This window comes from Campylobacter gracilis (assembly GCF_001190745.1).
Taxonomy (GTDB): Bacteria; Campylobacterota; Campylobacteria; order Campylobacterales; family Campylobacteraceae; genus Campylobacter_B; species Campylobacter_B gracilis.
The window spans coordinates 12,390-38,324 of sequence record NZ_CP012196.1 but is presented as its reverse complement, the minus strand read 5'-3'; the positions used below and the strand labels follow the sequence as shown (position 1 = coordinate 38,324).

The following is a 25,935-nucleotide window of genomic DNA, read 5'->3' as shown; positions in this document are numbered from 1 at the left end:
ATCCTTTGTAAATGAAATTTGTGCGCAATTTTAGCAGAAAATTCCGCGCCTATTAAAAATATTTATTAAAATTTTAGCTAAAATAACGATATCTTTTACGAAAGGATGAAAAATGGCTGAGTTTTTAATCAAAGACGCCAAAGACGGCTGCAAATTTGATCTACTTTATGACGGACACGTGCTATGCACCTCCGAGGTTTACACGAGCAAGGCCGCTTGCAAAAACGGCATCGAAAGCGTCGCAAAAAACGCCGCGCTAAATAAGATCGAGGATCAAATCGCAGGCGGCGAGAAGCTAAACAATCCGAAATTTGAGCTCTACACCGATAAAGCAGACAAGGTTCGCTTTCGCCTAACGGCTAGCAACGGACAGATCATCGCCGTCAGCAAGGATTTTGAGGCCAAAGCGGACGCTCTAAAAGTAATAGAGCTTATCGTAAAACAGGCTGCGAAAGCCAAGATCAAGGAGGCGTAAATGGACATAAACGGACTTGTAAATATGGTCTCTGCGCTCAAAAGCGACGATAAAAATTTAAGAGAATTTCAAAGCGGTCCGGTCGCTTTTATCGAAAAATTTCTAGGCGTGGACCTGCCTGACGATCAGATAAATGCAATAATTGCGGGCATCAGCTCAAATTTTTTAAGCAAAAACGAAAGCGGCGGATCGAGCTCGCTAGGCTCGATGCTGGGCGGACTTTTAGGCGGCGGCGAGGACGTGCAAGCAAACGCCGTCGATAGCAAAGGGGTGGATTTTAGCGCGCTGATCGGCAAAATCGCAAGCGCCAAGCTCGACCTCAACGGCGACGGCAAAATCGATATCAACGACGCAAGTAGCTTTTTGGGCGATCTTTTAGGAGGCGGCGCAAACGGCGAAGATAAGGGGTTAAGCTTAGGCAGCCTGCTAAAAACGTTTAAAATTTAAACGAGCTAAATTTCAAACGCAGGCCGGATTTTGCGCGACGATATTTAAATTTGCGCGCGCTATTTTAATCCGCGCCTGCGTCGTTTAACGCTCGCGTAAAGAATTTAAATTTATATTGCATTGCGCACAAAAACCTTGCGATTAATTAAGGAGGGCTAAAATTTAAAGCAAAAGTTATTTAAAATTTAACCCGTTTTACCTTTGCAGAATTTTATTTATAGTGCCTTTGCGGAGCGCCCTGCTCGACTCTCTTTAAATCCTCGTTTCAAGGTGAAACAACCTCAAATGCCGCTTAAATTTTATCTTTGTCCTTCAAACGTCCGCTTTAAATTTAGTCACTTTTTGACTCCATTTTATTTCGCTACCCATTCAAATTCCCACGTAGCGCGCCATAGCATGCCATTAAATTTTTAAAAACGGCTATAAATTAAACGCGAAAGAGTTTGCCTAAAAAGGATATATTTTATTTCTATTTACTGTTTAGGTAGTATAATCATTTTCGTCCGACAAGATAAAACCTCCTTTTTGTATGAAGCCCGAGTTTAAAAGCTCGGGCTTTTTTTATGCCCGAAATTCTGCTATAATCCCGCCAAAAACTGCAAGGAATTTTATGCTTACACATATCGACGAAAACAATATGCCCCGCATGGTAGATGTCGGCGCCAAGGACGAGAGCGAGCGCGTAGCCACCGCTAGCGGTATCATACGAATGAGTGCGGAGGCTTTTGCCGCCGTCAAGCAAAACACGGCCAAAAAAGGCCCCGTGCTTCAAACCGCCGTCATTGCCGCGATAATGGGCGCTAAAAAGACGAGCGAGCTAATACCCATGACTCATCCGCTCACGATTACTTCAATTAAAACCGATATCGAAGAGCTTACGAGCGAGTGCGCGTTTAAGCTTTTTGTAACGGTGAAAATCACGGGCAAAACGGGCGTCGAGATGGAGGCTCTAACGGGCGTGAGCGTGGGGCTGCTGACGATTTATGATATGCTAAAAGCGATAGATAAATCGATGCAGATCACAGGCATCGTGCTACAGCGCAAAGAGGGGGGCAAGAGTGGCGTGTATATTAGGGGCTGAAAAGCCAAAAATTGACTATCCGCTCTTTTGGGAATACAAAGTAGTCCTAGATGCGACCACCCAAAAGCGCGAGCAGATCGATGAAATTTTAAAGGGCGAGAATTACAAAATAGACTTTTCGCGCTTTTCAAACGGCGGCAAATATATGAGCTTCAACGTAAGCGTCTTCGTAAATAGCGATACGCATAGAAATGAAATTTTCGAGCGCTTGAAGGCTCGTTTTAAATACATACTGTAGGAGAGGATATGAAGGAAAAACTAATAGAAAAATTAGGCGCCGATCTCGCGCAAATTCGTGGCGAGGAGCTGGCGGCCTGCGTGCAAAATTTAGCTTTTGAACAGAGCCTTCAGGCTCTACGCGGGCTTAGCGAAGATGCTAAAAGCGCTAAAAGCGCCGAGCTCATCTTAAGCTTTGCCGCCGAGCTTAACGAAATAGGAGCTCTAAAGGACGCCTCCTCCGAAGCGCTAATCGAAGGGGTAAAAAAGGCACTGTGCGACGAGGACGAGCAGGGGCTTTACAAGCTCATCTACGACTACGACGATCTCCGTAAAAAGATCGCTTGTAAGCAAAAGGCAATTAAAACCCTTGTTTTGCGCAGCTATGATGATCTGGATACCGCGCTGCAAAACGCAAGCGAAACAGAGCTAAAAGAGCGCATAGGCTCGGCGCTACAGCGAGCGATCGCGAGCAAACTTCCGCTTGCGGACGTGCTGAAAGAAGCAAGCGAACTAGCCTTCATAAGCGTACTCGAAAGCGGCACCGACATCGAGGATACCGCGCACGAGACGGCGAAAAATATCGCATTTTCGGCTATCGGCGACGGAGAATTTACGAAATTCCGCACTAAAGAAATTTCAAAAATCATCATAAATCGCGCGATTTTCGTCGCAAACGAGAGCAAAAATACAGCCTCTGCGCTGATTAGAGGCGCGATTTTAGGCTGCTACGACGGCATAAACAAAGCCGCCGAAAGATACCGCGACGAGCTAAGCTTCTCGCCAGCAAGCGACGCGCAGAGCCTAGAGGATAAAAAACTTCAAATTACGCAGATGAGCGAGCTATTTAGCGCGGTTTTAAGCGATGCGGTCGCAAGCTCGGAGGAGCCCGCTAAAAGCGAGATCGCAAAGATCGCCGATGAAGAATTCGGCGGCTATCTGGCTAAATTTAGAAAAATTTCAAGCGATCTTGCCGAGCAGCTAAGCGCCAAAATCGGCGAGATCGAGCTTGGCGAGCGCGCAAAAAAGGCGAGCGCCAAGGCGCGCGAAATCACTCAAGAGCTGAGCCAAAAAAGCGCCAAAATCATCGAAAACCTCGATCTGGACGAGAAATTGGACGCAATCAAAAAAGAGCTTAGCGAATTTGAAAAGAAGATGAGCCAAAAATTTGCTGAGCTAAAAAGCTCCGACGTCGCCAAAAACGTAAGCGAAAGGGCGCGTGAGATGAGCGCTAAGGCTTACGAGGCCGCAAAAGAGACAATCGCCAAGCTAAAGTCCAAAAAGGACTAAATGGGCGCCGCGGGCGCGAAACCCTAGCGGCAAACACTCGATGCTCGCTGCTTTGCGCTGCAAAATTTACTAGCATGCCTTATACTAGCATGCCTTAAAGCTCGCGTGCCCTAAAAGAAAGGAGCTTTCGTTAGAGTTTGCGAAGCCTGCGCAGAATTCTTTATGCGTTTTAACGGCGCTGCAAAATTCCATGCTGATAAAGAATTTTAGGAATTTTGCATAGCTAAATTTAGATGCGCGCTGCAAAATTCCGTGCCGCCAAAAATCCTACGGCGATGCGAGACCCCGGTCCAACCAAATCTTGCCGCAGTGATAAAATTCTAAGTGTAAGATTTTATAGCTGACGTGACGCATATAAAATTCCAAAGCCGGCGCGGAATTTTAAGCTTGAAATTTCATCATACAAATTTGCGTAGCCGAATTTTAAAATTCTAAACGCATAAAATTAAAATTCTACCCAAAATGATACGGCGCGGTTTGCAGTTTGAAATTTTATCTTGACGCGCGCAAATGAAATTTCGCGAGATAAATTCTACGAAAAAGCACCTACGGCGTTTGACATTTCTGCGATCATTTCAATTCCCACAACGAAATTTTATTGTAACACAAGATGCAGTGGTGTAGTGCCTTTTGCCAAGCCAATAATTAGAATTTATGCGCCACAAAATACCAACGCGACTAATCTCAAATCATAGCGACATCCGAGCCCATTTTATCGCGCGATTTGATTGCGCAAATTTCAAATTGCTCCTATCCACCCAAACTGAGCGCTTAGTGCAAATAAAATTCCGCTAGACTTATCGTAGCCTACGCAGCATAAATTTGAAACCGCCCCCCCGCTCTATTTAGGCGCAGAGGTACCTTGTTTATACAGCGCCACGCTTGGATTAAACCCACTATTTTCACATAGCAATACCTCGTTTACGCCGCGATAAAATTCTGCGAAATCACCGCTAAATTTTATCGCTAAATTACAAAGCCCAATCCTATTTTAAAGACGATGGGTGTTCTTAAATTTCACGACAAATTCCAAATAGATCGTGCTCACAAAATCCAACGATCCAAAATAAAATTCTAAAAATTTAACCAAATTTCGCTAAAATCGCCGCAAAATTTTAAGGAGAAAAGATGAAAAAATTAGCTCTTTTAATATCCTTTGCTGCGATGATGATTTTTACCGGCTGCGCGAGCACCACGCAAGGCGGCGCCGTAGGCATCGACCGCTCGCAATTCATTACCGTAAGCGAAGCTGAAATGGATCAAAGTGCCGCGCTTGCCTACAAGCAAATTACCGCCCAAGCAAACGCCAAGCACGTCCTAAATACCGATAAAAAGCTAACTGATCGCGTTAGAGGCATCTCGAAGCGCCTAATCGCTCAAGTAGGCGCATTTCGCAAAGACGCACTGAAATGGAACTGGCAGGTAAACGTCATCAACGACCCTACGATCAATGCTTGGTGTATGCCTGGCGGTCGCATCGTCGTATATACGGGCATCATCGAAAAGCTTAAGCTTACCGATGCCGAGCTGGCTGCTATTTTGGGGCACGAAATGTCGCACGCACTGCGCGAACACAGCCGCGAGCGAGCCTCGACTGAACAGATGAAAGATGTCGGTATCGCCGTAGCAAGCTCCGCAGCAGGGCTTGGAGATCTGGGCTCAGCAGCTTTGAATATGGCGGCTCAATACACATTCACGCTGCCGTTTTCACGCACGCATGAGACTGAGGCCGATCTGATGGGCGTTGAGCTGATGGCACGCGCAGGATACGATCCGAGGGCGGCGATAAACGTCTGGGAGAAGATGAATAAGCTAAATGAGAGTCATCCACTTAAATTTATGTCCACGCACCCTTCAAACGACGATCGCATCGCCGATCTAAAAGAGGTGATGCCGAAAGTCTTGCCGCTTTACGAGGCCGCCACAAGAAATAGATAGTCTTGCGATTTAAAATTTCGCAAGAGTTTGCGCGCTGAGGTTTTTTAAGTAGCAGGTTTTATCATCGCATTTAAATTTCTTAATGGGCTTGCGCGCGGCGCTAGGATTATCCGCCGCCGCGCTGGAGTTTTGCCGTGACAAAGACCTGCCGCAGCGCGAAATTTTAAATTACCGCAGAATTCTACGCACGGGCGCGAGGCATTTTCCACACCTTTTGGATTTTAAAGCGTTTTTAGATATAATCATAAATATTTATTTTTAAATTTCAAAGGATAAGAAATTTGGACACGGACAGTTCAGTTTTAATGTTAGTTTTAGCTTTTGTATTCATCTTTATGAATGCTTTTTTCGTTCTTTCGGAATTCTCAATCGTAAAAATAAGAAAATCGCGCCTCGAAGAGCTTATCAAGGATAAAATTCCAAACGCAAAGCTCGCTTTTAAAATTTCAAACTCCCTTGACACCTACCTCAGCGCCACACAGCTAGGCATTACGATAAGCTCGCTCGCCCTCGGCTGGATCGGTGAGCCTGCGGTATCGAGACTGATCGAGCTGCCGCTAAGATCCATCAGTATAGGTAGCGGAGCGGCGGCACATACGATCGCCTTCGTCATATCTTTTACGCTCGTTACGTTATTTCACGTCGTGCTCGGCGAGCTGGTGCCAAAATCCATCGCTATTGCTAAAACCGAGAAGATCGTGCTTTTCATCTCTAGGCCGCTTCATATTTTTTGGATTATGTTTTTTCCGATCATAAAGGCATTTGACTTCATCGCTGCCGTATCGCTTAAAATCATCGGCGTAAAGCCCGCTAAGGAGAGCGAGCTCGCGCTTTCTGACGAAGAGATCAAAATCATCGCAAGCGAGAGCCTAAAAGGCGGCGTGCTCGATAGCCTAGAGACCGAGATCATCAAAAATGCCGTCGATTTTAGCGATACGGTCGCCAAAGAGATAATGACACCGAGGCGCGATCTAGTTTGCCTAAATAAGCAAAAAAGCTACGACGAAAACTACGCAACCGTATTGCAGTCGAAATTTACGCGCTTTCCGTATATCGACGGCAGCAAGGATAACGTCCTAGGCCTCATCCACATCCGCGACATCATCCAGCAAAAGGGAGATAAAAGCTTCGATAAGATCGTGCGCAAACTCATCATCGTGCCTGAAAACAGCCCAATCTCTAAAATTTTACCGATGATGAATAAGCAGCGTATTTTTGCCGCGCTCGTCATCGACGAATACGGCGGCACGGCGGGATTTTTGACGATGGAAGATATAATAGAAGAAATTTTTGGCGACATCAACGACGAGCACGACGCGAATGCGCAAAATTTCAAACGTATCGACGAGAACACCTTTGAGTTTAGAGGCCGCTTTGAGATCGAAGGCGTCGAGGAGGTGATGGGCATTGACTTTGATGAGGAGACCGAGCAGCTAACGATCGGCGGCTACGTCTTTAATCTCTTCGGCAGCCTACCTGAAATCGGCGATAAAATAAGTGATGAAAACTGCGACTATGAAGTGCTGCGAATGGATGGCACGAGGGTCTCGCTCGTAAAGGCGATCAAAAAAGCAGTCGCGCAGCCGCAAGAAAACGAAGAAGCGGAGAAAAATAACTAAGCCAAAGTGTGAGTTAATAAATTTCGCTCTGTGATGCTGTGCGCCGGAAATTTCAAGCGCGCTGCCGCTTGCGACGCTCTCAATCCCCATATAGGGCAAAAATTTTTTGCTGCTACCATATAGATGCCCTAATAGCAGGCAGAGGAATGCCCGCGCCCTGTAGGGTTTACAAAAGTGCTATCTATAAACCTTCTGCGCGCTGTAAACGAAGGGCGAAATTCTACCGCGGAATTCTGCCAGAGCGGCGCTAGATAGAATTTCTTGATGAGCCTATTTTTAAATTTTGCGAGATCGTAAATTTTAAAATTTTAAAATTTCGCGGAATTTTAAAATTTCAATTGATCTAAATTTCTCGCCTAACTTAAATAGTAAGCCCTCTGTAAGCCCGAGCTAAGCAAATTTTAAATCCAAAGCCTAAGCGTAAAATTCTAAAATTATAAAGATAAAATTTTGCCGCGCAGTATCGCAGAATTAACTCTATCAATTTTAATCGTAAAATTCCGCCAATCCTGCTTTAAAACTTCGCGATTTTAATTCTAAAAATTCCTAAGTAATCAAATTGGCGCGCCTTAAAATTCCGCATAAATAAATCTTAAATTCCTTTTTGCTACCATAACGAAAATTTTTCACACGGATGGCTTTATGACAAAACACAAATTCTCATCGCGTTGGGCTTTTATCATCGCTTGCGTGGGCTCCGCCGTAGGTATGGCAAATGTCTGGGGCTTCCCTTATAAACTCGGCACAAACGGCGGCGGCGCATTTTTGCTAATTTACGTTTTTTTCGTAGCGCTGTTTTCATACGTAGGCCTAAGCGCCGAATACGCGATCGGTCGCCGCGCCAAAACAGGCACGCTAGGCTCATACGAATACGCGTGGAAAAGCCGTGGACTGGGCGCTATCGGTAAGGTTATCGGCTGGTTGCCACTTGCCGGTTCGATGTGTATCGCAGTGGGCTATGCCGTCATCATCGCCTACGTTTTAAAAGCGCTAGTTCAAGCCATAGACGGCTCGCTAATGAGCGAAAATACCGATACGTGGTTCAACTCTTTTGCCCTGACGCCCTACTCCGTGGTACCTTATCACTGCATAATCGTCGCAGGCACGTTGCTGACGCTGTTTTTCGGCGCCAAAAGCATCGAAAAAACGAATAAAATTATGATGCCGCTATTTTTCGTGCTATTTGCAATTTTAGCGGTTAGGGTTGCGACGCTGCAAGGCGCTGCGGGCGGATATGCCTTTCTTTTCGGCGCTGATTTTACTAAGCTAGCAGATCCGATGGTTTGGATTTCTGCGATGGGACAGGCGTTTTTCTCGCTATCGATTACGGGCTCAGGGATGATCGTCTATGGCGCGTATCTATCCAAGGACGAAGATGTCGTATCTGCAGCGAAAAATACCGCGCTATTTGACACGCTAGCCGCAATGGTAGCTGCGCTAGTGATGATCCCTGCAGTATTTGCTTATGGAATGGATCCTGCGGCGGGGCCTAAGCTACTTTTCGTAACTCTGCCTAAAATTTTACAAGATATGGCAGGCGGTAGAATTTTTGCGGTGATTTTATTTACCGCCGTGATTTTTGGTGGAATTTCATCGCTTCAAAATATGTTCGAAGTAGTCGCCGAATCGCTAATGCATAAGTTTCCAAGGCTAAGCCGCGCCTTCACGCTTGCGTTATTGTGCGCGATCTGCCTTGGTGCGGGCCTTGGTATGGAAGCGATAAGCTCATGGGGGCCATGGATGGATTTCGTATCAATTTATATCATTCCGATCGGAGCGGTAATCGGAGCGATATCGTGGTTTTGGGTAATTAAACGGAATGAAATTTTAGATGAGATCAATCTGGGCGCAGAGAGGATTCGCGGCAAGCTCTGGTATGATATCGGGCGCTTTGTCTATGTTCCGCTGGCGCTACTTTTATGCATAATCGCGCTTAGTATGCATATTTCGTTTTAAACTTATCGCCACATTGGCATAAATGCAACGACTGGCAAGATACGGCAGAGAAGGCGAAGTGGGGTAGAATTTTAAAATTCTACCTAATAACAAACTTAAAAATTTAAATGGCCAAAACGACTTTAAATTTTAATACGTTATGAGAATAAAGCGTTATAATGTGCCAAAATTTTACAAAATAGGGGATTTATGCGAGACTACGACAAAGAGCCATTGATCATAAACGATTACACCGTCTATCATGTATTTTCCTGGAGTATATTTACTTGCATATTGGGTTTTTCGCTTTTAGCTTATGATCTGATTACGACTGGCACTACGGGAAAATTTAGCGCTTTCGGTATCGTTTCTTTAATTTTTGTGACATATTCTTTCATACGGCTAAGAATTTCGGCGGAGCAAAATTTTTCTAAAAATCCGAGCTATTTTTATTTTTCAAACAGCCTGATCCGCTACGTCGAAAATATAGATATGAAAGATAGCATAATTTCCGAAACCAAAATAGCCCCCGATCCGTCCGCAAATATATCTAGCGTTCATTTCTGTGTAGTATGCGAACTAGAAAACTCTTACGGCAGGTTCCATTATTTAAGCTCGTATGAGTTATATAGATATTCAAGCATAGGCGTTCATATAGGCAAACTTGCTCTTTATATAAAGCATCTAATGCTATATTTAATATTTGCTCTGCCGTATAAAATTTACAAGCTCAAAAAGAGCTCGGAGCCCCTTTGGCTGTTAAAAAGAAATTTCGTCATCAAATTTAACAACAGAAATTACTTTTTAATAAATGCCGTATCTACAAAAGAGTATTATGAGCTGCTGCAATATTTCAAGGCGCTAAACGTAAAAATAGAAGATCGGACCAACTTTATACCGCAGGCTCAAAATAGCGGCTATTTCACCGATAAAAACGAAATTTACAGCGACGATTTTAGTGATACACAAATTCCGAAGAAGAATTTTAAATGGAAGCTTAGGCGATTTTTTAGTTTGGATTGAAATTTTAGTCCAAACGGCAAGTTCTTAAATTTAGCGAGAATTTCACGAGCAAATAGAGAGTAGGGCGGCGAGGCAAATATTGCTTGCTGTTATCTCCAGCCTGCCACAGCTCAAAGTTACGATAAATCAAATCAACTCAGTCATCACTGCAAGCGCAAGGCTATAAAATTTAAATCAGCTCCGTGACCTATCGTTGAAGTCGCGAGGCTGTAGCAAGCAAATTGGTCCCGATACACAGCCGCGACTATATAAAGCCGCGGCAAGTCGAAATCGATATGCCTCGCCGTAGCAAAACCACGGCGAGTTTGGCTAAAGCCTGCAGAGGATCGGCGTATCTAGTCCAAGCCAGCAATGAGCCAGTCTTAAAACCTAAACCGCTCCCAATCCCTACTTCGCCCCTTTAGGCGGCATAAACGCGGTTAGTTTGATATCCTCGCCCGCCTTGTGTTTATAAAGCTCGATATCTACCAGCGCCGTATGCGCGATGTTGCCGTTGGCAAGCTCACTCGTAGGAAGATCGATCGTAAGTACGTTCGGATTTCCGTTTTTGCAAAGCCCTTCGGCGTTAGGATCGTACCACGCGCCTTCAAATATCTGCACCACGCCGCGCATTATGTCGTCACTTACGTTGGCTCCTGCTAGAATTTCGCCGCGAGCGTTATACACGCGCACCAGATCGCCCTGCTTGATGCCGAGCTCCTTAGCGTCCTCGGTATTTATTAACACCGGCTCGCGATCCGCAATGGCATATCTCTTGCGATTTGAAGTGTTGCTCTGCTGCGAATGCAAGCGATCAAGCGGATGCAGGCTGAGCAGGTGAAATTTCGCAGGCTTATCCTTCATCCCGAGCCACTCGACGGGCTCAAACCACATCGGATGCGCGCCGCAGTCTTTGTAGTTCATCGCCTCTATCGTATCGGAGTAAATTTCAATCAGCCCGCTAGGCGTTCCCAAAGCCTCCAAAACGGGATCGTTTCTAAAATCCTCAAAGCTCACGTATGCAGCACTCTCCGGCGTTTCGTAAAATTCCGTCGGCTCGTTTTTCTCCCACCACTGCTCAAAGCTCGGCATCTGTATGCCTAAAGCGGTGTTTGCGTTTACGGCGCCAGCCGCCCCTTTGTAAAATTCTTTGATCCAGTCCATCTCCGTTTTGCCGCCGTCCGTATAGACTTCGGCAAGCCCGTCTGCGTAAGCCTTGCAAAGGTCGGTAAAAATTTGATAATCGTCCTTCGCGCCGTGTTGCTTGGCGACGACCTGCTTCATCGGGATGATATGCATATTGGAGTAGTCCCCGCTCATCGTAATGTCGTTGCGCTCGTACTGCGTAGTGGTCGGGAACACAATGTCCGCCATCTTCGCAGTCGGCGTCCAGTAAATTTCATTCACTACGATGGTGCGCGGCTTGCGCCAAGCTTTTATGTTGGTGTTGGTGTCTTGATGATGCACGATAGGATTTCCGCCGACCCAGTAGATGAAGTCGATCTTCGGATAGGTGATCTTTGCGCCATTCGCGTCGATCGTCTTGCCAGGATTTAGTAGCGCGTCCGCGATACGAGCTAAAGGAAAGGCAACCTTCGCCGTATTTACTAGCCATGCTTGGGCTGCTTCGCCGCCTTGCTTCTGATCCTGCGCAAGCCCTAAAAATTTGCCGTCCTTAACGATGCCGACGCTTGCCGCGTTCATTCCGCCAATCACGCCGCCCGCGCAGGTAGGCGCGCCGCCGTTAGCGTAGTGGTAGCTAAAGCCAAAGCCGCCTCCCGCAAGTCCGATCTGTCCTAACATCGCGCACAAAGTCACGATCATCCAGTGCGCCTGCTCGCCGTGATGAGCGCGCTGGATACCCCAACCCGCCATTATCATCGTGCGGTTTTCGTAAAATTTTATCGCAAGCTCTTTTATCACATCCGCGCTAATGCCGCAAATTTCGCTAGCCCACTCCGGCGTCTTAGCCGCGCCGTCGCTCTGCCCCGTGAGGTACGGCACGAATTTTTCAAAGCCCACGGTGTAATTTTGTAAAAATTCCTTATCATACTTGCCCTGCGAATAGAGGTGCTGCGCCATGCCTAGCATCATCGCTACGTCGGTGTTAGGGCGAGGGGCGATCCATCGCGCCTTGCCTTCGAAATACTTGCCGCTTACGGTTTTGATTGGATCGATGATGATGATCTCTTTGTCGCTGTTTTTTAGCTGCTCGAAATACTTAAATCCCTGCTCGTCCGAGCTCGTCCACGCCACGCGAAGCGTAGAGATCGGATTTAGCCCCCAAAAGACCACTACTTTGGAGTTTTCAAGCACCACCGGCCACGAGGTTTGCTGCTCATAGACCTGATTTGAGCCCGTTACGTGCGGCATGATGACCTGAGCTGCGCCCGTAGAGTAATCGCCCGTGACGCCCGTAAAGCCGCCGGTTAAGTTCATAAATCTATGAAGTAGCGTCCTTGAGACATGCACGTTGCCCGTACTTTGCCAGCCATAGCTGCCGGCAAACACCGAGTCCGCGCCCTTTTGCTCGCGCGTCTTTTTAAGCTCGCGCGCGACGAGTTTGATCGCGTCTTCATATTTTACCTCGACCCATTCGTCAAGTCCGCGAAGCTCCGGCTTAGGATTATCTGGGTCGGCGAGATATGATTTTCGCACCATCGGCGCTTTGATGCGCGTGTTATAAACGAGATCCGCCATCGTATTTTGAAGCGTATTTGGAATTTTAGAGATGATCTTCCACGGCGCGGATTTTACGATCTTGCCGTTTTTTACGCTCGCTTTTAAAATTCCCCACCGCGCCGCGGTTAAAATTTCGCCATTTTTCTTAAGCGCAGTAAGTTTATCCGCCGCAAGCATCGAGCTTGGGATGAGCGGAAGCGCCGAGACCGCCGCGCCGAGCTTTAAAAAATTTCGTCTTTTCATTTCATATCCTTTAAATTTACGTCCTTGGAGTGCTTTTGCAGATACTGCACCACCGTCCAGCTCTCATCCTTGCTAATAGGCGTGCGCGAAAGCATCGATTTAATGTAGCCCGGCCATCTGTTTGCTTCGTAGCTAGCCGGCTGGTGCAGAGCGTGACAGACGCTACACGAGGCTTCAAATTTCTCCTTAGCGCCCGCGAAAATTTTATCCACGTCGCCGCTTAGCGCGCCCTCGTCGGTGTAGGCGGTTATTTTAACCTTATTAAAGCCGTCCTCTTCGCCCAAGCTCTCGCTTTGGAATTTAGCCTGCTTCGAAAACGCCACCGCGATTATGCGCGCTTTAGGCGTGAAATAAATAACGTTCGGTGCCTTTGGGTTTTGATAGCCGGTGAGCGAAAATTTCACTACTCCGTCCTTAACCTCCAAGACCTCTATGGCGTTTGTGGGCAGCAGCCTGCCGTCCTTGTGCGACAAATCGCCGCTTACGCTTACCTGCTTTAGCGCCGTGCCGTAAAGCGTCTCGCCCGCCTTAACCTCGGCGCCAGCGTAGCTTGCGATCGCAGCCGTAAGAGCCGCCGCAGCCGCAATAGAATTTAAAAACTTCATGCTTATCCTTTCTTAAAATTTTAAAAACTTCTCGTAAATCTGCCGTATAAAAAGCCCACAAACATCACGACTAAAACAACCGCGAATGCCGCAAACGCTACCTGCGCGCACTGCGCCGCGTCTGCAAATTTAATGTTCGGCACCAGATAAAATCCCTCGCCATAAAATCCGCCAAAAAAACTCTGCACTTCGCTAAGCGCGGTGCCTGCGGGGAAGGACGGGGTGCCTGTGCAGCTTGCGGGGCGAAATAGCTCCGGTAGCAGACTATCAAGCGGTGCCGCAAAAGGAAATGCGGGCGCTGCGAGGCAATTTGCGGTATCTGCGGCGGGGTGCGGCGCGGAGCTTTGTAAATAGCCGTATATCGCGCCCGCAAAGCCAAGCGCGTAAGCAATGAGCCTTGTTATGAAGCTAAACGGCAGCAATAAGCCGATAAGCGCGCCCACGCCCGCTACGGCAAAGCCCAGACGCACGAGGGCGCTCGTCTGCGTAGGCGACATAAAAATGTAGCACTGAAAGAAAAAATACGATACCGCAAGATAGCCTGCGCTTATCACAAAGAGCCAAAACCACGGCGTAGCAGTATTTTGCCACGCATAAATCTTCAAGATCAATCTATTCAAGATCTCCTCCGTCTTATAAAATTCTTAAGAATACTTTTTAATCTTAAGATTTAAATTTCTGAGAAAATTATAGCAGTAAAAGATAAAAAATTCATGTCTACATTGCCCTAAATATCGGAGTTTAATAACCTTTAAGCTTCACGTATAAAATTTCAATTTTAAAATTTGACGCTCCTTGCGTAACGGCAAAACGTTTTTGAGATATGAAATTAAAATGGTAGATTTTATAAAATTTTATCTTTGTCGAGATCTGTTTTGAGGAAAAATAAAATTTTAATCCGAAGTAGGGCGGTTTTTTCTCGGTCGCGCGCCGCTTTTTAAAAAACGAACGGGGCGCGAAGCGGGACGTCACAAGCGGAGCAAGACGAGATGCGGCAGAAGATAGGCGCGGTAGAACGGAGCACGGCGTGATAAGATAGAATAAAGCTAGCGGCGCGACACAAATTTTAAAATCATGCACGCTTAAAATTGCGATCGCCCGAAGTTGCGCTCGATCAAAACAGCCCGTGATCGAAATTTACGCCTTACAGTGGCGCGGCGCAGCAAATCTAAAATTTAAAATTTTAGGCCGTTAAAAACGCCGCTGCACGAATCCTCCGACTAAATTTTATCCGTTTAATTCGGCCCGCTGAGAGCCCGTTTAAATTCAAATTCTCTGCGCCCAAGATACTGCGCGCGCTTGAGGCTAAAATGAAAAAAAGAGGACGATCCTGCGTCAAATTCGAAAAACTATTCCCGCGCGCTAAAGTCGGTTTGGTAAATTAAACCGACAAGATCGATTCTGCATGAAGGCGGCGAGAAAAGGAGGCGATTCTACGCCGCAGATCAAAACCATAAATACGCATAAGCGGGAGATAAAGAGGGCGGCGGCGCGGATCAATTTTGCGCGTTTGCGCGCAAACGCGCAGGAGTGCGCGCAATGTTATTTCGCGGTAGAATTTTATGGATTTGATCTCGCGCATAAAGGGCAAGATCAAGCCTAAATGCCCGCGCAAGGACAAATTTTACGCAAACCGCGCAAGAGCGGTCTTGCGCGAGCGCTAAATCGCGGCTTTTAGCGCTTCAAATTTCGCGTCTTGCTCGGCTAGCAGCTGTCCTTTCTCATCGCGCGAGACGTAAATTTTAAAGATATTCTCGCCCGCCTTGTCGTAAAAGCCCACGAATTTCGAGAGCATCCCCATGAAAGTCTGCGTCACAAGGATGATCTTATCGATCTCATCCGTCTTTAGATGACCTCCTAAAATGCCCAGCCCATGCGCCTCATCGCCGTTTGCGCCCATGCCGAAATTATAATATCCCTGCGCGCTCTTGCCGCTTGGGATCTTGGTTTTAAACTCGATGATGAAGCTCGGCGTATTTTTTACAAAAAGCACCTCGCCCCAACTCTCAAGCTCCCTAATGACCTCGCCGAATTTATCGCCGCCAGCGCTCTTTCCGAAGCGCTCGGGCAGGTTTAGCAGCACGTCGATCTCCTTGGCGCCGAGCTCCTTGCAGATCTGCGCGATCGAAATTTTAGGGTTTTGCGCGAACAGCGCCTCGATTCTCTCTTTCATTTTCATCCTTTCTGAAATAAAATTTTGAGCGCCATTATAATATAAAAATTCTAAGTTACAGATAACGGCAATCAATTAGAGCGAATTTTCGAAGCTTATTTTAAGAAAGATTTACCGCTGCAAAGTGCTTATGCGTAGAATTTTAAGTGATAATACAAAGAATTTTATCTACACGGAATTTTAGAATTCTAAAATTCCGCAAAGCTTTAGAACTGTATCATAGTGGATCGTATCCGAAGCGATTGGACCCGCTATCGCCGCGCTGCACGAAAAACACAAGCAGCACTATCCAACCCACAAATGATACCAAAAGCCCGATATCGCCGAAAAAAGCACCCACGATCGGCGTTAAAATAAGCAGAAAAAACCAGCCGCTTCTATCGGTGTCATGTAGTCGCCTGACTGATACGGCGATGGCTGGCACGAGCATAGCTAGCTGAAAAAGCGCATCTATAATGCCGATTTCTTGATGGACTATTTTGCCGGCTATTATTTGATTGTACCCTATCGTAGTGCCTAAAACGCCATCTATCAAGCTCAAAACAATCCCGCCAAGCACGGTAAATAGAAAAAACCACCAGTACTCCGACCTCGATGCTCGCCCGCTAAATGCGGCGTATTTTTGCTTTACGCAAGTTTGCACAGACTCCATAAAAGTCATTTTAAACTCCTTTTTTAAAATAATATAAGATTATACTAATCGCCCCTTAAATTTAAATACCTAAAACTCCCGCCTATTCATCTGCCTTACGTGATACGCCAGATTCGCTAGATTGTAGCCACCTTTTGAAGCGGTAACCCCCTTGGTGGCGTAAACCGCTGAAATATTTAGAACTGCTGCGACAACCTGACCTATGGTGGATACTAGAACTAAAAGCTGCGAGCCAAGTATCGCAAGAACTAGAGTTATCATCTCCGTAGTCGCGATAACATAAAACGCTCTCAAATAGTCTTTCTCGCCACTACAATCATAAAGCTCCTTGCTAATTAATAACCGATAAATCAAATATACCAACATGCACACGCAAGAAACACACAGTGCAAAGACAGAAGGCTTAAAAAGCCCAAAGCCTATAAATACGATGATTAACGCACTTATAGTCGAAAAAACTCCAGCAATCGCAGCATTTGATAGCAAATCCGTGCTGCGTATTGCGCGCGCTAAAAAATATAGCCCTACAGCTAAACATATTACCAAAATAATCCCGATACCTTGTAGTGCACCAGCCTTGTCCGCATTTTTAATATATCCACTCACTGCACTTAGTACCTCAAGTCCAAATGCTACATAAAGAGCGGTTTCGGCATTAGATAGACTCTCGCCACATTCCATAACATCGTCCGCATAAAGATAGGTAATATCTCCCACACCTACGGATACATTTAGCTTTCGCACCATATCAGGCAACCTAAAAAAGTCGCTAACAAGCCAGATTAAAAACAAAACATTAGGCACCGAGAAAATAACCATAAAATGAAAAAAGCCCTGCTCTATATCCTTTAGGTCTGATGCTTGCACGCCCAAATCCGGACGAGACGAGTTTATAAGCGCCAACAGATCGTTACCTTCTATACTCGTCCACATGACAGTAACCACTACTAAAAAAAGCCAGATGAGAAATGGCAGCCCGCCTAAAAGCTGAAAAATCGCGGAGATTATACGCCCAAGATAAAATCTATGCGCGCCGAAAGGCCCGAGGAACATATAAAATACGTAGGCCTTATTTAGATCGTAAGCCCTAGTTGAGCTTTGCGTAGAGTTAATTCTATCGGAATTTAAGGAAGCTAAATTTTGCCAAGTGGAATTCTGCTCTACAAAATTCTGTGAGCTCGCAGCATTCTTGGTAGAATTCAAGTCTTTGCCGTTAGAATCTTGCTCGCCAGAACCTGTCGCGGCAGAATCTCGCAAAATAGAATTTTCTTCATCCAAGCCTTGAGCTGCAAAAGCTAAATTTTGCTCCGCAGAATTCTGTGGTATGAAATTCTGTTTTGTAAAAGCGGAATTTTGCTCTATAGAATTCTGAGCCGTGGAATTTTGCTCGCTAGTATCATCCGCCGCAAGAGCTTCTTGCGTTAAATCTAAATTCTCAGGTTGCGCCTGTGGTTTCTCGTCCAGAGGCTTTTTTTCTTCGCCGCTTTTACGTCTTATACTGGCTAGCGACGCAGGATTACTGCTGCTACCCCAAATATCTTCGCCCATCTGCTCTCCTTGATTTTTAAAGCAATTTTACCTGAAATTTAAGGAATTTTTGTATATTCGCCGCTGTAAATTCAAAACAAAGGACAAAAATGCCAACAGTAACTTTTCAAGGAAAGCCTGTAGAGCTAAGCGGGCAAGAGATAAATCTAGGCGATCGCGCGCCGCAAGTGCGCTTAGTAGCCCAAGATCTAAGCGAAATCGAGATCGCTAGCGGCAAGCACGTGCAAATCATCGTCGCCGTGCCGTCGCTAGATACGCCCGTCTGCGCGACGGAGGCACGTAAGTTCAATGAGCGCGCTGCATCACTTCCTAACACCGAAGTAATCGTCGTTTCGATGGATTTACCGTTTGCGATGGGGAGGTTTTGCACGACTGAGGGGATCAAAAATCTACGCGTTGCAAGCGATTTCCGCGATAAGGAATTTTGCCGCCGCTACGGTACCCTCATCGCCAGCGGCGCATTGGCAGGTCTTAGCGCCAGAGCGATCTTCGTCATAGATACCGCAGGCGTTGTGGTTTATAAAGAGCTCGTAAGCGACATAGCCTCTGAGCCCGACTACGACGCAGCGCTAGATTTTGCAGAGCTCGTCGCTCGCAACAGCTGCTCTAACTGAGCAAGATAATAGATCCAAGGTTTGGATAATTTTCGCCTAGCTTTAGTTCACTACTTTAAGCAAATTCGCCCTACTGCAAGCAAAAAAAGCGAAGTAGGGCGCTTAAAATTCTACTTCAATTTTACATTTTGATTTTACGCTTTAATTTGCGCTGCAGCGTACGCAAAGCTGTTAGCGCACTGCGATAGCAAGCGAACGAGCACGAAATTTATTAGGATCGCCTGCTGCTAAGTTTTAAATTTAGCCATAGCGGGAGTTAAAATTTTAAATTTGCCCGCTTAACTACTCCGTGCGATAAATTTCGCTAAAAGAGATCTCGCGGGCGTAAAATTTAACTCCGAGTGAGGCGAGTTTGTCTTGTAGCGCTAGCGCCAGCTCCTCTATGCCGCTAAAGAGGCAAAGTGGCAAATTTTGCGTCCTCTCTTTAGTCGCCGTAAAGCTCCCATCTTCAAAAAATTTCTTTAAAAACACGAGCGTTTTTACCCTATCCGCGCCCAGGTCCTCGATAAAAACGCTGAAATATCTATATCCCGGCTCCTCGCGCGCTTCATCCGCCCGCGCGTAATCGTCCGCCAGCTCGCGGTAAAATTCGTTGTTTAAATCAGCAAGTGGCGCGATCGCTTCAAGCGAGCAAGGCGCCTCAAGCGCGGCAAGAGCGGTTAAAATTTCTTCAAATTTAACGATGTTGTCCGCGACTTTAATCGGCTCCCAAGAGCCGGCGCCGTGATAGGCAAAATACACTGGCGAGGCGGCGCCTAGGGCAAAATCCACGAAAAAAGGATCGTCCATGCCGTTACGCGCGATGACCCGCCAGCTCTTGCGCCACTGTCCGGGTGCGTCGCCCGCTAGCTCCTCGCCCGTTTTGCGGTTAACGAGCCTATATCCCTCCTAAAAACTCTCAAACTCGCCCTCGTCGGGGTAGAAAAAAGGCAGTAAAATGCACTCTGAAACGATGCGTTTGCGGATAAAATTTCGGATCAAATTTGGGATTTGCACGGCTCGGCCTTTGGGTTAAATTTGAGCGAATTTTAGCGAAATTTTAAAAACTCTGCCATGCTTGCTTTACAAAATGCAGCGCGATTTGACGGATTATAAAATTTGAACGCAAAAAAGAGAAGCGGAAGTATTTTAAGATGGATTTGAATGTTGCGACGAAAATTTCGTCCCAAGACTAGGCAAATTAGCCTGTCGCAGGGCGAAATTTTCTAGCTCATTCAAAGACGCTTAAAAGACGACGCGCTAAATTTTATAGCGACTGCAAAATTTTAGGTTTACTAAACGCTTGTATAGGTTTAATCTCTCCCTTAAATTTCTCAATCTGCGCTAGCACAGTATGAGCCGAGTTGCTTTGCGCGAGACTTGACGTGCCCTTATCAAACGTAAGCACGTTTACGCAGCCGTGCTGGCAGAGGCTCTTCTCGCCCCAAACCTCGGGATCGTACCACGCGCCCTCGCAGATCGCTGCGACGCGCTCGGGTACGATGTCGGTGATGAGCACGCCCGCTAAAATTTCGCCGCGGTCGTTGAAAACGCGCACAATGTCGCCGTTCGCAAGCCCGCGAGCTTCGGCATCTTTTGGATTTATCAGCACCGGCTCTCTGCCGCTAACCTCGGCGAAATTTCTGATGATCGAGTTGTTTAGCTGGCTGTGCAGGCGGTAGCGAGAGTGCGGGCTTACGATGTGGATCGGATACTTCGCCGTCTTTTTCGCATCCCCCAGCCACTCTTTCGGCTCGATCCAAGTAGGCATCGGCGGGCAGTCAGCATAGCCCATCTTAGCGATTACGGGCGAGTAAAGCTCGATCTTACCAGACGGCGTGCCGAGGCGGTTTTTGGCGGGATTTTCGCGGAATGCCGCAAGGCGCGTATATAGCGCGCTGCTCTCGTCGTCCTTTTCAAAGCGCACGAAGCCTTTGTCGTAAAATTCCTCGAAGCTAGGCATCGTTATATTTAGACCTTTGGCTTGCTCTACGGCATCGGCGTAGAATTCCTTCATCCAGCCTAGCTCGTCCTTGCCCTCGCTAAAGACCTCGCCATATCCCCAGCGCTTGCAGATCTGCTCGCAGATCCAAAAGTCACTCTTGCTCTCGCCCATCGGCTCGATTGCGGGCCTGTAAGCGACTATGTATTCGCCCGTAGCGCCGGTTTGGTTGATGTCGTTGCGCTCGACCTCGACGGCCACCGGAAGCACGATATCGCTAAGCTTCGCCGTACTCGTCCAGTATGGCTCGGCGGTGATAACGGTGTCGAGCTTACGCCACTGCTTGACGATATTGTTCACGTCTTGATGGCGCGTAAACATCGATCCGCACGCCATATACGCGACTCTCATATGCGGCAGCTTGATCTTGGTGCCGTCGTAGTCAATCTGCTTGCCCGGATGCTCCAGCGCCTCGATACTGCGAGAAGACGGGATGGTAATATTTTTCGCACTTTTCCAAGGCGCAGAGCCCGTGTTTTCGTATTTCTCATCTATGCGCGTGCTAAGTCCCTTTAAAATCGGAGCCACCTTATTCGTAGCGCCAGCAGAGTCGTAGCCCAGGCTAAATTCAAAGCCGAGCCCCTCCTTGCCGATATGTCCCAGCATCGCATTAAGCGCCACGAGCGCCCAGAAAGGCTGCTCGCCGTGATCGGCACGTTGCAAACCGCGACCGATTAAAATCGTGCTCGGCTCCTTTGCAAGCGCCGTAGCAAATTTCGCAATAGCCTCCTCGCTAAGCCCGCAAATTTTGCTCGCCCAAGCGGCGTCCTTTACGATTTTATCGCTCTCGCCTAGAAAATACGCTTTAAATTTATTAAATCCGACTGTGTATTTTTTGATAAATTCCTCGTCGTAGAGGTTGTTCGTAAACAGATAATGGCACATGCCGATGATGAGCGCGGTGTCGGTATTTGGGCGCACGATGATATCTTCGCTGCCGAAGTAGCGCGCGGTGTCGTTTCTCATCACGTTTACGCTGTAGGTTTTGATGCCCGATTTTTTAAGCTCTTGCATGCCGATGTAGCCGTCGTGCGTAGGCGGAATGGATGAAATTTGATTAGTTACCGCAGGATCGGTCGCCCAAAATACGACGTTTTTGGCGTTTTTAACAATCGCTTTCCACGTAGTAGGCGCGTCGTAAACGGCGCTTGAGCCTAGCACGTGAGGCATGATGACGAGCCCTGCGCCGGTGGAGTAATCGCCGCTTTCCTCTACGTAGCCGCCTAAAATTTTAAGCATTCGGTGCGCTACGGTGCGTCCCCAGCCGATCTTGCCGCTACCGCCCCACCAGTAGCACTCGCCGTAGATCGCCTCGGCGCCGTATTTGTCGAAATTTTCTTTCAAAGCCTTCGCCGCTAGATCAAGCGCTACGTCCCAGCTAACGCGCACGAACTCCTCTTTGCCGCGTAGTTCGCTCTTTGCCGCGCCTTTTGCCTTCAGATAGCTTTTGCGTACCATCGGATAGAGCACGCGGTTTTCGTTTTGGATATTATCGGGCAAGCTGTAGTTCATCGTATTTGGAAATTTATCGCCTTCGAAATCGCTTACCGAAACGATCTGCGACGAGTTTAAATTTAGCCAAAAAGGGCCGAATCTATTTGCGCCGAATACCTTTTTGTTATCAAAAATCGTCTGCGTTACCCCTTCGATCCTGCTAGCGCTTGCCGCGCTTGCGCCTAAAATCCCCGCCTTTAAAAAGTCTCGCCTTTTCATCTGATCTCCTTTATCATTCAGGTTTTTTTGCGTTGTGTTGTAGGTATTTTATGATCAAATTTAGCTCGTCGCCCTCGAGCGCTACGTAGTTTGCATTGATCATCTCTTGTAAATTTGCAGGCCACTGATTTGCCGTGAAGCTCTTTGGCTCATGCAGGCGGTGACACGCCGAGCAGATCTGCTCGTAGTTCGTCTTTGCCTCCGCATAAAGAGCCTTAGCGTCCTTGGCTACGGCATCCGAACTGATCTCGTAAATCCCCTCGGCTTCGTACCAGATCTCGCCGTAATCGTCCTCTAGCTTTTTGCCCTTTTTAAAATTTGCTTCGGCTTCGTTCGTAAAAATTGCGTAAATTTCAGCTTCTTTCATATTTTTTTGGATCTGAAGCTGATAGTTTTCGCTCACGACGCCTTTAATTTTAATCTTGGTAACGCCACCTTCGCTGGATATCACCTCGATCGGTGTTAAAATTTCAGCCTCGCCGATTGCTTTGCCGTCTTGCGAGATCGTAGCGGTTTTAGAGATTATCTCGCCGCCAAAAAGCGAACACGCACAGATAAATGAGATAAAAATTTTCCTCATAAAGTATCCTTTCTAGGTTGTCTTTAACGCGAATTATAAATCAAAGATAAATTTAAATTTGTCGCGATTGCGACGAATTTATCCTTTTTATGTAAAATTTACGTGAAATTTTATGCAAAGAGCTGCTATGATAGATAGATTAAATAACGATTACAGCGAGAAATTCGACTTTTTAAGCAGGGAGCGGATTGCCAAATTTAGGCGCGAAAGCTACGCTCGCGGCGACGTGATCTACGCGCAGAAGTTTAAATTTATCATTCTGCTGCGCGGTAGGGCGAAGCTAAACTGCTACGAAAACGGCAAGGAATTTATCTTTAGCTTCATAAGAAGCGGCGCCTACGTCTGCTTGGATAAAAACACGAGCCTTGAAATTTTAAGCGACTGCGAGACGCTGCAAATCAATATCTCGGAGCTTTTCGGGTTGCTCGGAGATGAGTTTGCAAGCTCGATCATAAACGCGCTTATCAAAAATATCTACTCGCAACGGATCTTGATAAAAGAGATCGTCTTTGCGAAAATCCAGACGCGGATTTTAAATTTTTTAAACCGCATCGCAAACGCAGATAAGATCGTGGAGCTTCCCTTTAATATAATGACGCTGGCAAGCCTGCTCGGCGCGCCTCGCCAAAACGTCTCCCAGGCGATTACGAAGCTCGTAAATGACAAAAAGATCGTGAAATTAAAAGGAAATAGAATTAAAATTTTATAGTTTGAATTCGCGTGGCAGATGTAAATTTAATGCAAGACTATTTGAAAAGCTCGCGTCTTACAAGCTATTTGATTGTGTCTGAACACAATATATAGTGCGCTTTTGCGGCACACTAAAGCTGAAAGCAACCTTGAAATTTTAGTAGTGAGCGGCTAAATTTTAAAATTTACCTCCGCCGCCGCGCTATTTGGCAAATACATTAAAATTTATCTCGAATGAACTTAATAGCGAGCTGTTTGATAAGCGGAGGAGGGTAGGTTAGGCGGAACAAATTTTGCTTTTTCGCTCGCGTTAAATGACAAAGTAGGGCGACTGCGACTGGCGCAATTATAATAGCGATTTTATCCGCTTGCCACGCCGTAGCCACTCAAATTTTAAAATTTACTTCTCTTTGCGGCTTAAAATTTTAGAAATTTTTACGGCGTCGTAAGTTTTTGCCTGCGCTTTTAGAAACTCGCAAAGCTCTTTCTGCTTGCACAGACCGCGCGTTAGCAGAAATTTCGCCGTCATCTCGTCATCTAGTACCATAGCTACTTTGATAAGCGTTTTGATCTCCTTTTTATCGATGCTCGCAAAGCTTTGGAATTTTAAAATTTCGTCCAAATAGCATAATCTCCCGTCGCGGAATTCTTTAAATTTGGCGCCCGTGGCAAACTTCCTCGCAGCAAGCGGCAGTGCCTCTTTATATCCGAGAATAGAAACGTTGTTGTCACTTAAAAATATTAATTCGCTGCCCGCAACCGAGCCGACCACGTCTTTCGTATCTCGCGCGCCGTTTGCGATCAAAAACTTAAATGCCTCGAAATTATCGTTTGCCGCGGCATCTCGCAGCAGCCCGCTAGCCTTGACGTCCGCGCCGTTTCGCACCAAAAGCTCTAAAAGCCGCATCGCATCGGCTTTATCAAAATGGTAAAGCTTCGCTATCTCGCTGCTAAATTTCGAGCCGAAAAAGATCGCGAGCTTTAGCGGCGAGAAAAAACCGCCGTCTCCGCCGTAATTGAGATTTGGTTTAAATTTAAGGATTTTTTCTATCCGCTCGAAGTCGAATTTTGAATTTCGTAGCACCTTCGGATTAAAAATGAAAGCGGTGAAAATTCTATCTTTAAACTCCCCGAAATCCTCGTCGATCCTGCCCCTGTTTTGCGCCGCGAATTCTAAAAGCGCATCCAACCCCGCATCTATCTGCGCATCGCTAGCATTTTCATCGTAAAAAATTTCAAAATTTGGCTGCGGCAAATTTGACGCCACCTGCTGCGTAGTAGAAGCCGCCGCATCCTCTTTAGCAGCACCGAAAGCGCAGCCCGCAAGTAAAAGCCACAAAAAGATAAAATTTTTCATATCGCCCTCGCTTAAATTTTGCACGATTATATCAAATCTAAGGCTAAATTTAACAGCGTCTTGAAATTTCATAAAAAGCAAACGGCAAATAAATTTAGCCTAAAAAAGCGCCTTTTGATTTTAATTTCGCTAGAATTAGCCGTAAATAACCTAAACAAAGGAGCAGCAAATGAAACTACTTTTTACTTTGATCTTGCTTTGTGCGGGGCTTTTTGCAAACACGCTGCAAGAGATCAGAAATAGCGGCGTCATTAGAGTCGGCGTCAGAGACGGCAGACCGCCTTTTAGCGAGATTAGTGGCGGTAAATTTGAAGGCTTTGAGATCGAGCTTGCCAATGCGATCGCAAAAGCGATTTTTGGCGCTAAACAAGGCGAAGTGCAGTTTGTCTCTCTAAGCGCCGCCGATCGCGTCTCATATCTAGTCAATAATAAAGTCGATATGGTCGCAGCTACCTTCGTCATTGATTCGGCGCGCAAAAATCATGTAGACTTCTCGATGCCGTATTTTTCGACCAATCTCGGCGTGCTAACTCGCAAAGCAGACGCCATCAAAGATATATCGCGTTTGCGCGATATGAGGCTCATAACCGAAGAGGGCACGACCGTAGATAATTACCTCAAAAAAGAGAAATTCACCAACGCAAGCTACTGCAAAAGTACAAGCGAATGCTACGCGATGATCCGTGACGGCAAAGCCGACGGATACGTCAACCTTAATATCACGGTGCTAGCCTACGCCGTCGTGGACGATACGCTCGAAGTGCCGTTTCAAAACTTCGGTAAGCCTGATTTCATCGGTATCGGTGTGCAAAAAGGAAATAAGGAGTTACTTGATTTCATCAACGCAGAGCTTGTCAAGCTAAGCAAAGAGGGCTTTTTCAAAAAGGCTTATCAGGACACCTTCGAGCCTTTTTACCGTGGTACGGCGGATAAAAAATACTTCCTGCTAGATGGAATTTATGACTTATTATAAAAGCGAGCTAGAAATTAAAATATAAAATTTATAGAAGGTAGCTTGTATAATTAAAATCTTGGGATTTAAAATTTCACAAATTCGCTAAATTTTAAATCCCCACTTCGCCCCTAAATTTCAA

At 46.4% G+C, this 25,935-nt stretch carries 22 protein-coding genes; 12 read left to right on the top strand and 10 right to left on the bottom strand.

Annotated features, from left to right (window positions below):
* Window positions 1-112 precede the first annotated feature (112 nt).
* From CGRAC_RS00175 to CGRAC_RS00130, 9 genes are all read left to right on the top strand, one after another.
* Window positions 113-475, top strand: coding sequence for a YegP family protein (locus CGRAC_RS00175; RefSeq protein WP_005873032.1), 363 nt, complete (start codon window positions 113-115; stop codon window positions 473-475).
* On the top strand, window positions 476-922 hold the full coding sequence (locus CGRAC_RS00170; RefSeq protein ID WP_005873031.1) for a hypothetical protein: 447 nt from the start codon (window positions 476-478) through the stop codon (window positions 920-922). It begins immediately after the preceding gene.
* Between the two features lie 610 nt (window positions 923-1,532).
* Window positions 1,533-2,003 carry a cyclic pyranopterin monophosphate synthase MoaC gene (gene moaC / locus CGRAC_RS00165; RefSeq protein ID WP_040304336.1) on the top strand — a complete coding sequence of 157 codons (471 nt, stop codon included), beginning with the start codon at window positions 1,533-1,535 and terminating at the stop codon, window positions 2,001-2,003.
* Window positions 1,981-2,241, top strand: a complete 261-nt coding sequence (locus tag CGRAC_RS00160; protein WP_005873028.1) for an HP0495 family protein — start codon at window positions 1,981-1,983, stop codon at window positions 2,239-2,241. Before moaC ends, CGRAC_RS00160 begins: the two co-directional genes overlap by 23 nt.
* Window positions 2,242-2,249: 8 nt before the next feature.
* Window positions 2,250-3,509, top strand: coding sequence for a hypothetical protein (locus CGRAC_RS00155; protein WP_005873027.1), 1,260 nt, complete (start codon window positions 2,250-2,252; stop codon window positions 3,507-3,509).
* A 1,128-nt stretch (window positions 3,510-4,637) separates the two neighbouring features.
* Complete coding sequence (locus CGRAC_RS00150; RefSeq protein WP_005873024.1) at window positions 4,638-5,447, top strand: M48 family metallopeptidase; 810 nt, start codon at window positions 4,638-4,640, stop codon at window positions 5,445-5,447.
* Window positions 5,448-5,752: 305 nt separating this feature from the next.
* Entirely contained in the window at window positions 5,753-7,066 is a 1,314-nt protein-coding gene (locus CGRAC_RS00140; RefSeq protein WP_040304332.1) for a hemolysin family protein, read from the top strand.
* Window positions 7,067-7,708: 642 nt separating this feature from the next.
* Window positions 7,709-9,022 carry a sodium-dependent transporter gene (locus tag CGRAC_RS00135; protein WP_005873018.1) on the top strand — a complete coding sequence of 438 codons (1,314 nt, stop codon included), beginning with the start codon at window positions 7,709-7,711 and terminating at the stop codon, window positions 9,020-9,022.
* Between the two features lie 189 nt (window positions 9,023-9,211).
* Window positions 9,212-10,024, top strand: coding sequence for a hypothetical protein (locus CGRAC_RS00130; RefSeq protein ID WP_005873016.1), 813 nt, complete (start codon window positions 9,212-9,214; stop codon window positions 10,022-10,024).
* Between the two features lie 387 nt (window positions 10,025-10,411).
* Here the strand turns inward: CGRAC_RS00130 and CGRAC_RS00125 are convergent, their stop codons facing one another.
* From CGRAC_RS00125 to CGRAC_RS00090, 6 genes are all read right to left on the bottom strand, one after another.
* A complete protein-coding gene (locus CGRAC_RS00125; RefSeq protein ID WP_005873014.1) occupies window positions 10,412-12,928 on the bottom strand; it encodes a molybdopterin guanine dinucleotide-containing S/N-oxide reductase in 2,517 nt (838 codons plus the stop codon).
* Window positions 12,925-13,533, bottom strand: a complete 609-nt coding sequence (locus CGRAC_RS00120) for a hypothetical protein (protein WP_005872994.1) — start codon at window positions 13,531-13,533, stop codon at window positions 12,925-12,927. Before CGRAC_RS00120 ends, CGRAC_RS00125 begins: the two co-directional genes overlap by 4 nt.
* A 20-nt stretch (window positions 13,534-13,553) precedes the next feature.
* Window positions 13,554-14,153, bottom strand: coding sequence for a disulfide bond formation protein B (locus tag CGRAC_RS00115; RefSeq protein ID WP_040304326.1), 600 nt, complete (start codon window positions 14,151-14,153; stop codon window positions 13,554-13,556).
* Between the two features lie 1,040 nt (window positions 14,154-15,193).
* Window positions 15,194-15,706 carry a heme utilization cystosolic carrier protein HutX gene (gene hutX, locus CGRAC_RS00100; RefSeq protein WP_040304324.1) on the bottom strand — a complete coding sequence of 171 codons (513 nt, stop codon included), beginning with the start codon at window positions 15,704-15,706 and terminating at the stop codon, window positions 15,194-15,196.
* Window positions 15,707-15,923: 217 nt separating this feature from the next.
* A complete protein-coding gene (locus CGRAC_RS00095) occupies window positions 15,924-16,367 on the bottom strand; it encodes a DUF805 domain-containing protein (RefSeq protein WP_005872982.1) in 444 nt (147 codons plus the stop codon).
* Between the two features lie 60 nt (window positions 16,368-16,427).
* Entirely contained in the window at window positions 16,428-17,906 is a 1,479-nt protein-coding gene (locus tag CGRAC_RS00090) for a TM2 domain-containing protein (protein WP_005872980.1), read from the bottom strand.
* 89 nt (window positions 17,907-17,995) lie between these two features.
* Between CGRAC_RS00090 and tpx the strand changes: the two genes are divergently transcribed.
* A complete protein-coding gene (tpx, locus tag CGRAC_RS00085; RefSeq protein WP_005872978.1) occupies window positions 17,996-18,520 on the top strand; it encodes a thiol peroxidase in 525 nt (174 codons plus the stop codon).
* Between the two features lie 282 nt (window positions 18,521-18,802).
* Here the strand turns inward: tpx and CGRAC_RS00080 are convergent, their stop codons facing one another.
* From CGRAC_RS00080 to CGRAC_RS00070, 3 genes are all read right to left on the bottom strand, one after another.
* The gene (locus CGRAC_RS00080) at window positions 18,803-19,309 is read right to left on the bottom strand and encodes a hypothetical protein (RefSeq protein WP_005872977.1); all 507 of its coding nucleotides are present in this window, start codon (window positions 19,307-19,309) and stop codon (window positions 18,803-18,805) included.
* A 457-nt stretch (window positions 19,310-19,766) separates the two neighbouring features.
* On the bottom strand, window positions 19,767-22,214 hold the full coding sequence (locus CGRAC_RS00075; protein ID WP_005872975.1) for a molybdopterin-dependent oxidoreductase: 2,448 nt from the start codon (window positions 22,212-22,214) through the stop codon (window positions 19,767-19,769).
* Between the two features lie 13 nt (window positions 22,215-22,227).
* Complete coding sequence (locus CGRAC_RS00070; protein WP_005872974.1) at window positions 22,228-22,794, bottom strand: hypothetical protein; 567 nt, start codon at window positions 22,792-22,794, stop codon at window positions 22,228-22,230.
* A gap of 127 nt (window positions 22,795-22,921) precedes the next feature.
* On the opposite strand from CGRAC_RS00070, the gene CGRAC_RS00065 reads away from it, so the two are divergent.
* Complete coding sequence (locus CGRAC_RS00065) at window positions 22,922-23,503, top strand: Crp/Fnr family transcriptional regulator (RefSeq protein WP_005872973.1); 582 nt, start codon at window positions 22,922-22,924, stop codon at window positions 23,501-23,503.
* Window positions 23,504-23,884: 381 nt separating this feature from the next.
* Here the strand turns inward: CGRAC_RS00065 and CGRAC_RS11630 are convergent, their stop codons facing one another.
* Window positions 23,885-24,913: a hypothetical protein gene (locus tag CGRAC_RS11630; RefSeq protein WP_143297827.1), complete on the bottom strand. Its 1,029-nt coding sequence runs from the start codon at window positions 24,911-24,913 to the stop codon at window positions 23,885-23,887.
* Window positions 24,914-25,010: 97 nt separating this feature from the next.
* Between CGRAC_RS11630 and CGRAC_RS00055 the strand changes: the two genes are divergently transcribed.
* A complete protein-coding gene (locus CGRAC_RS00055; protein ID WP_005872970.1) occupies window positions 25,011-25,814 on the top strand; it encodes a transporter substrate-binding domain-containing protein in 804 nt (267 codons plus the stop codon).
* Window positions 25,815-25,935: the final 121 nt, after the last annotated feature.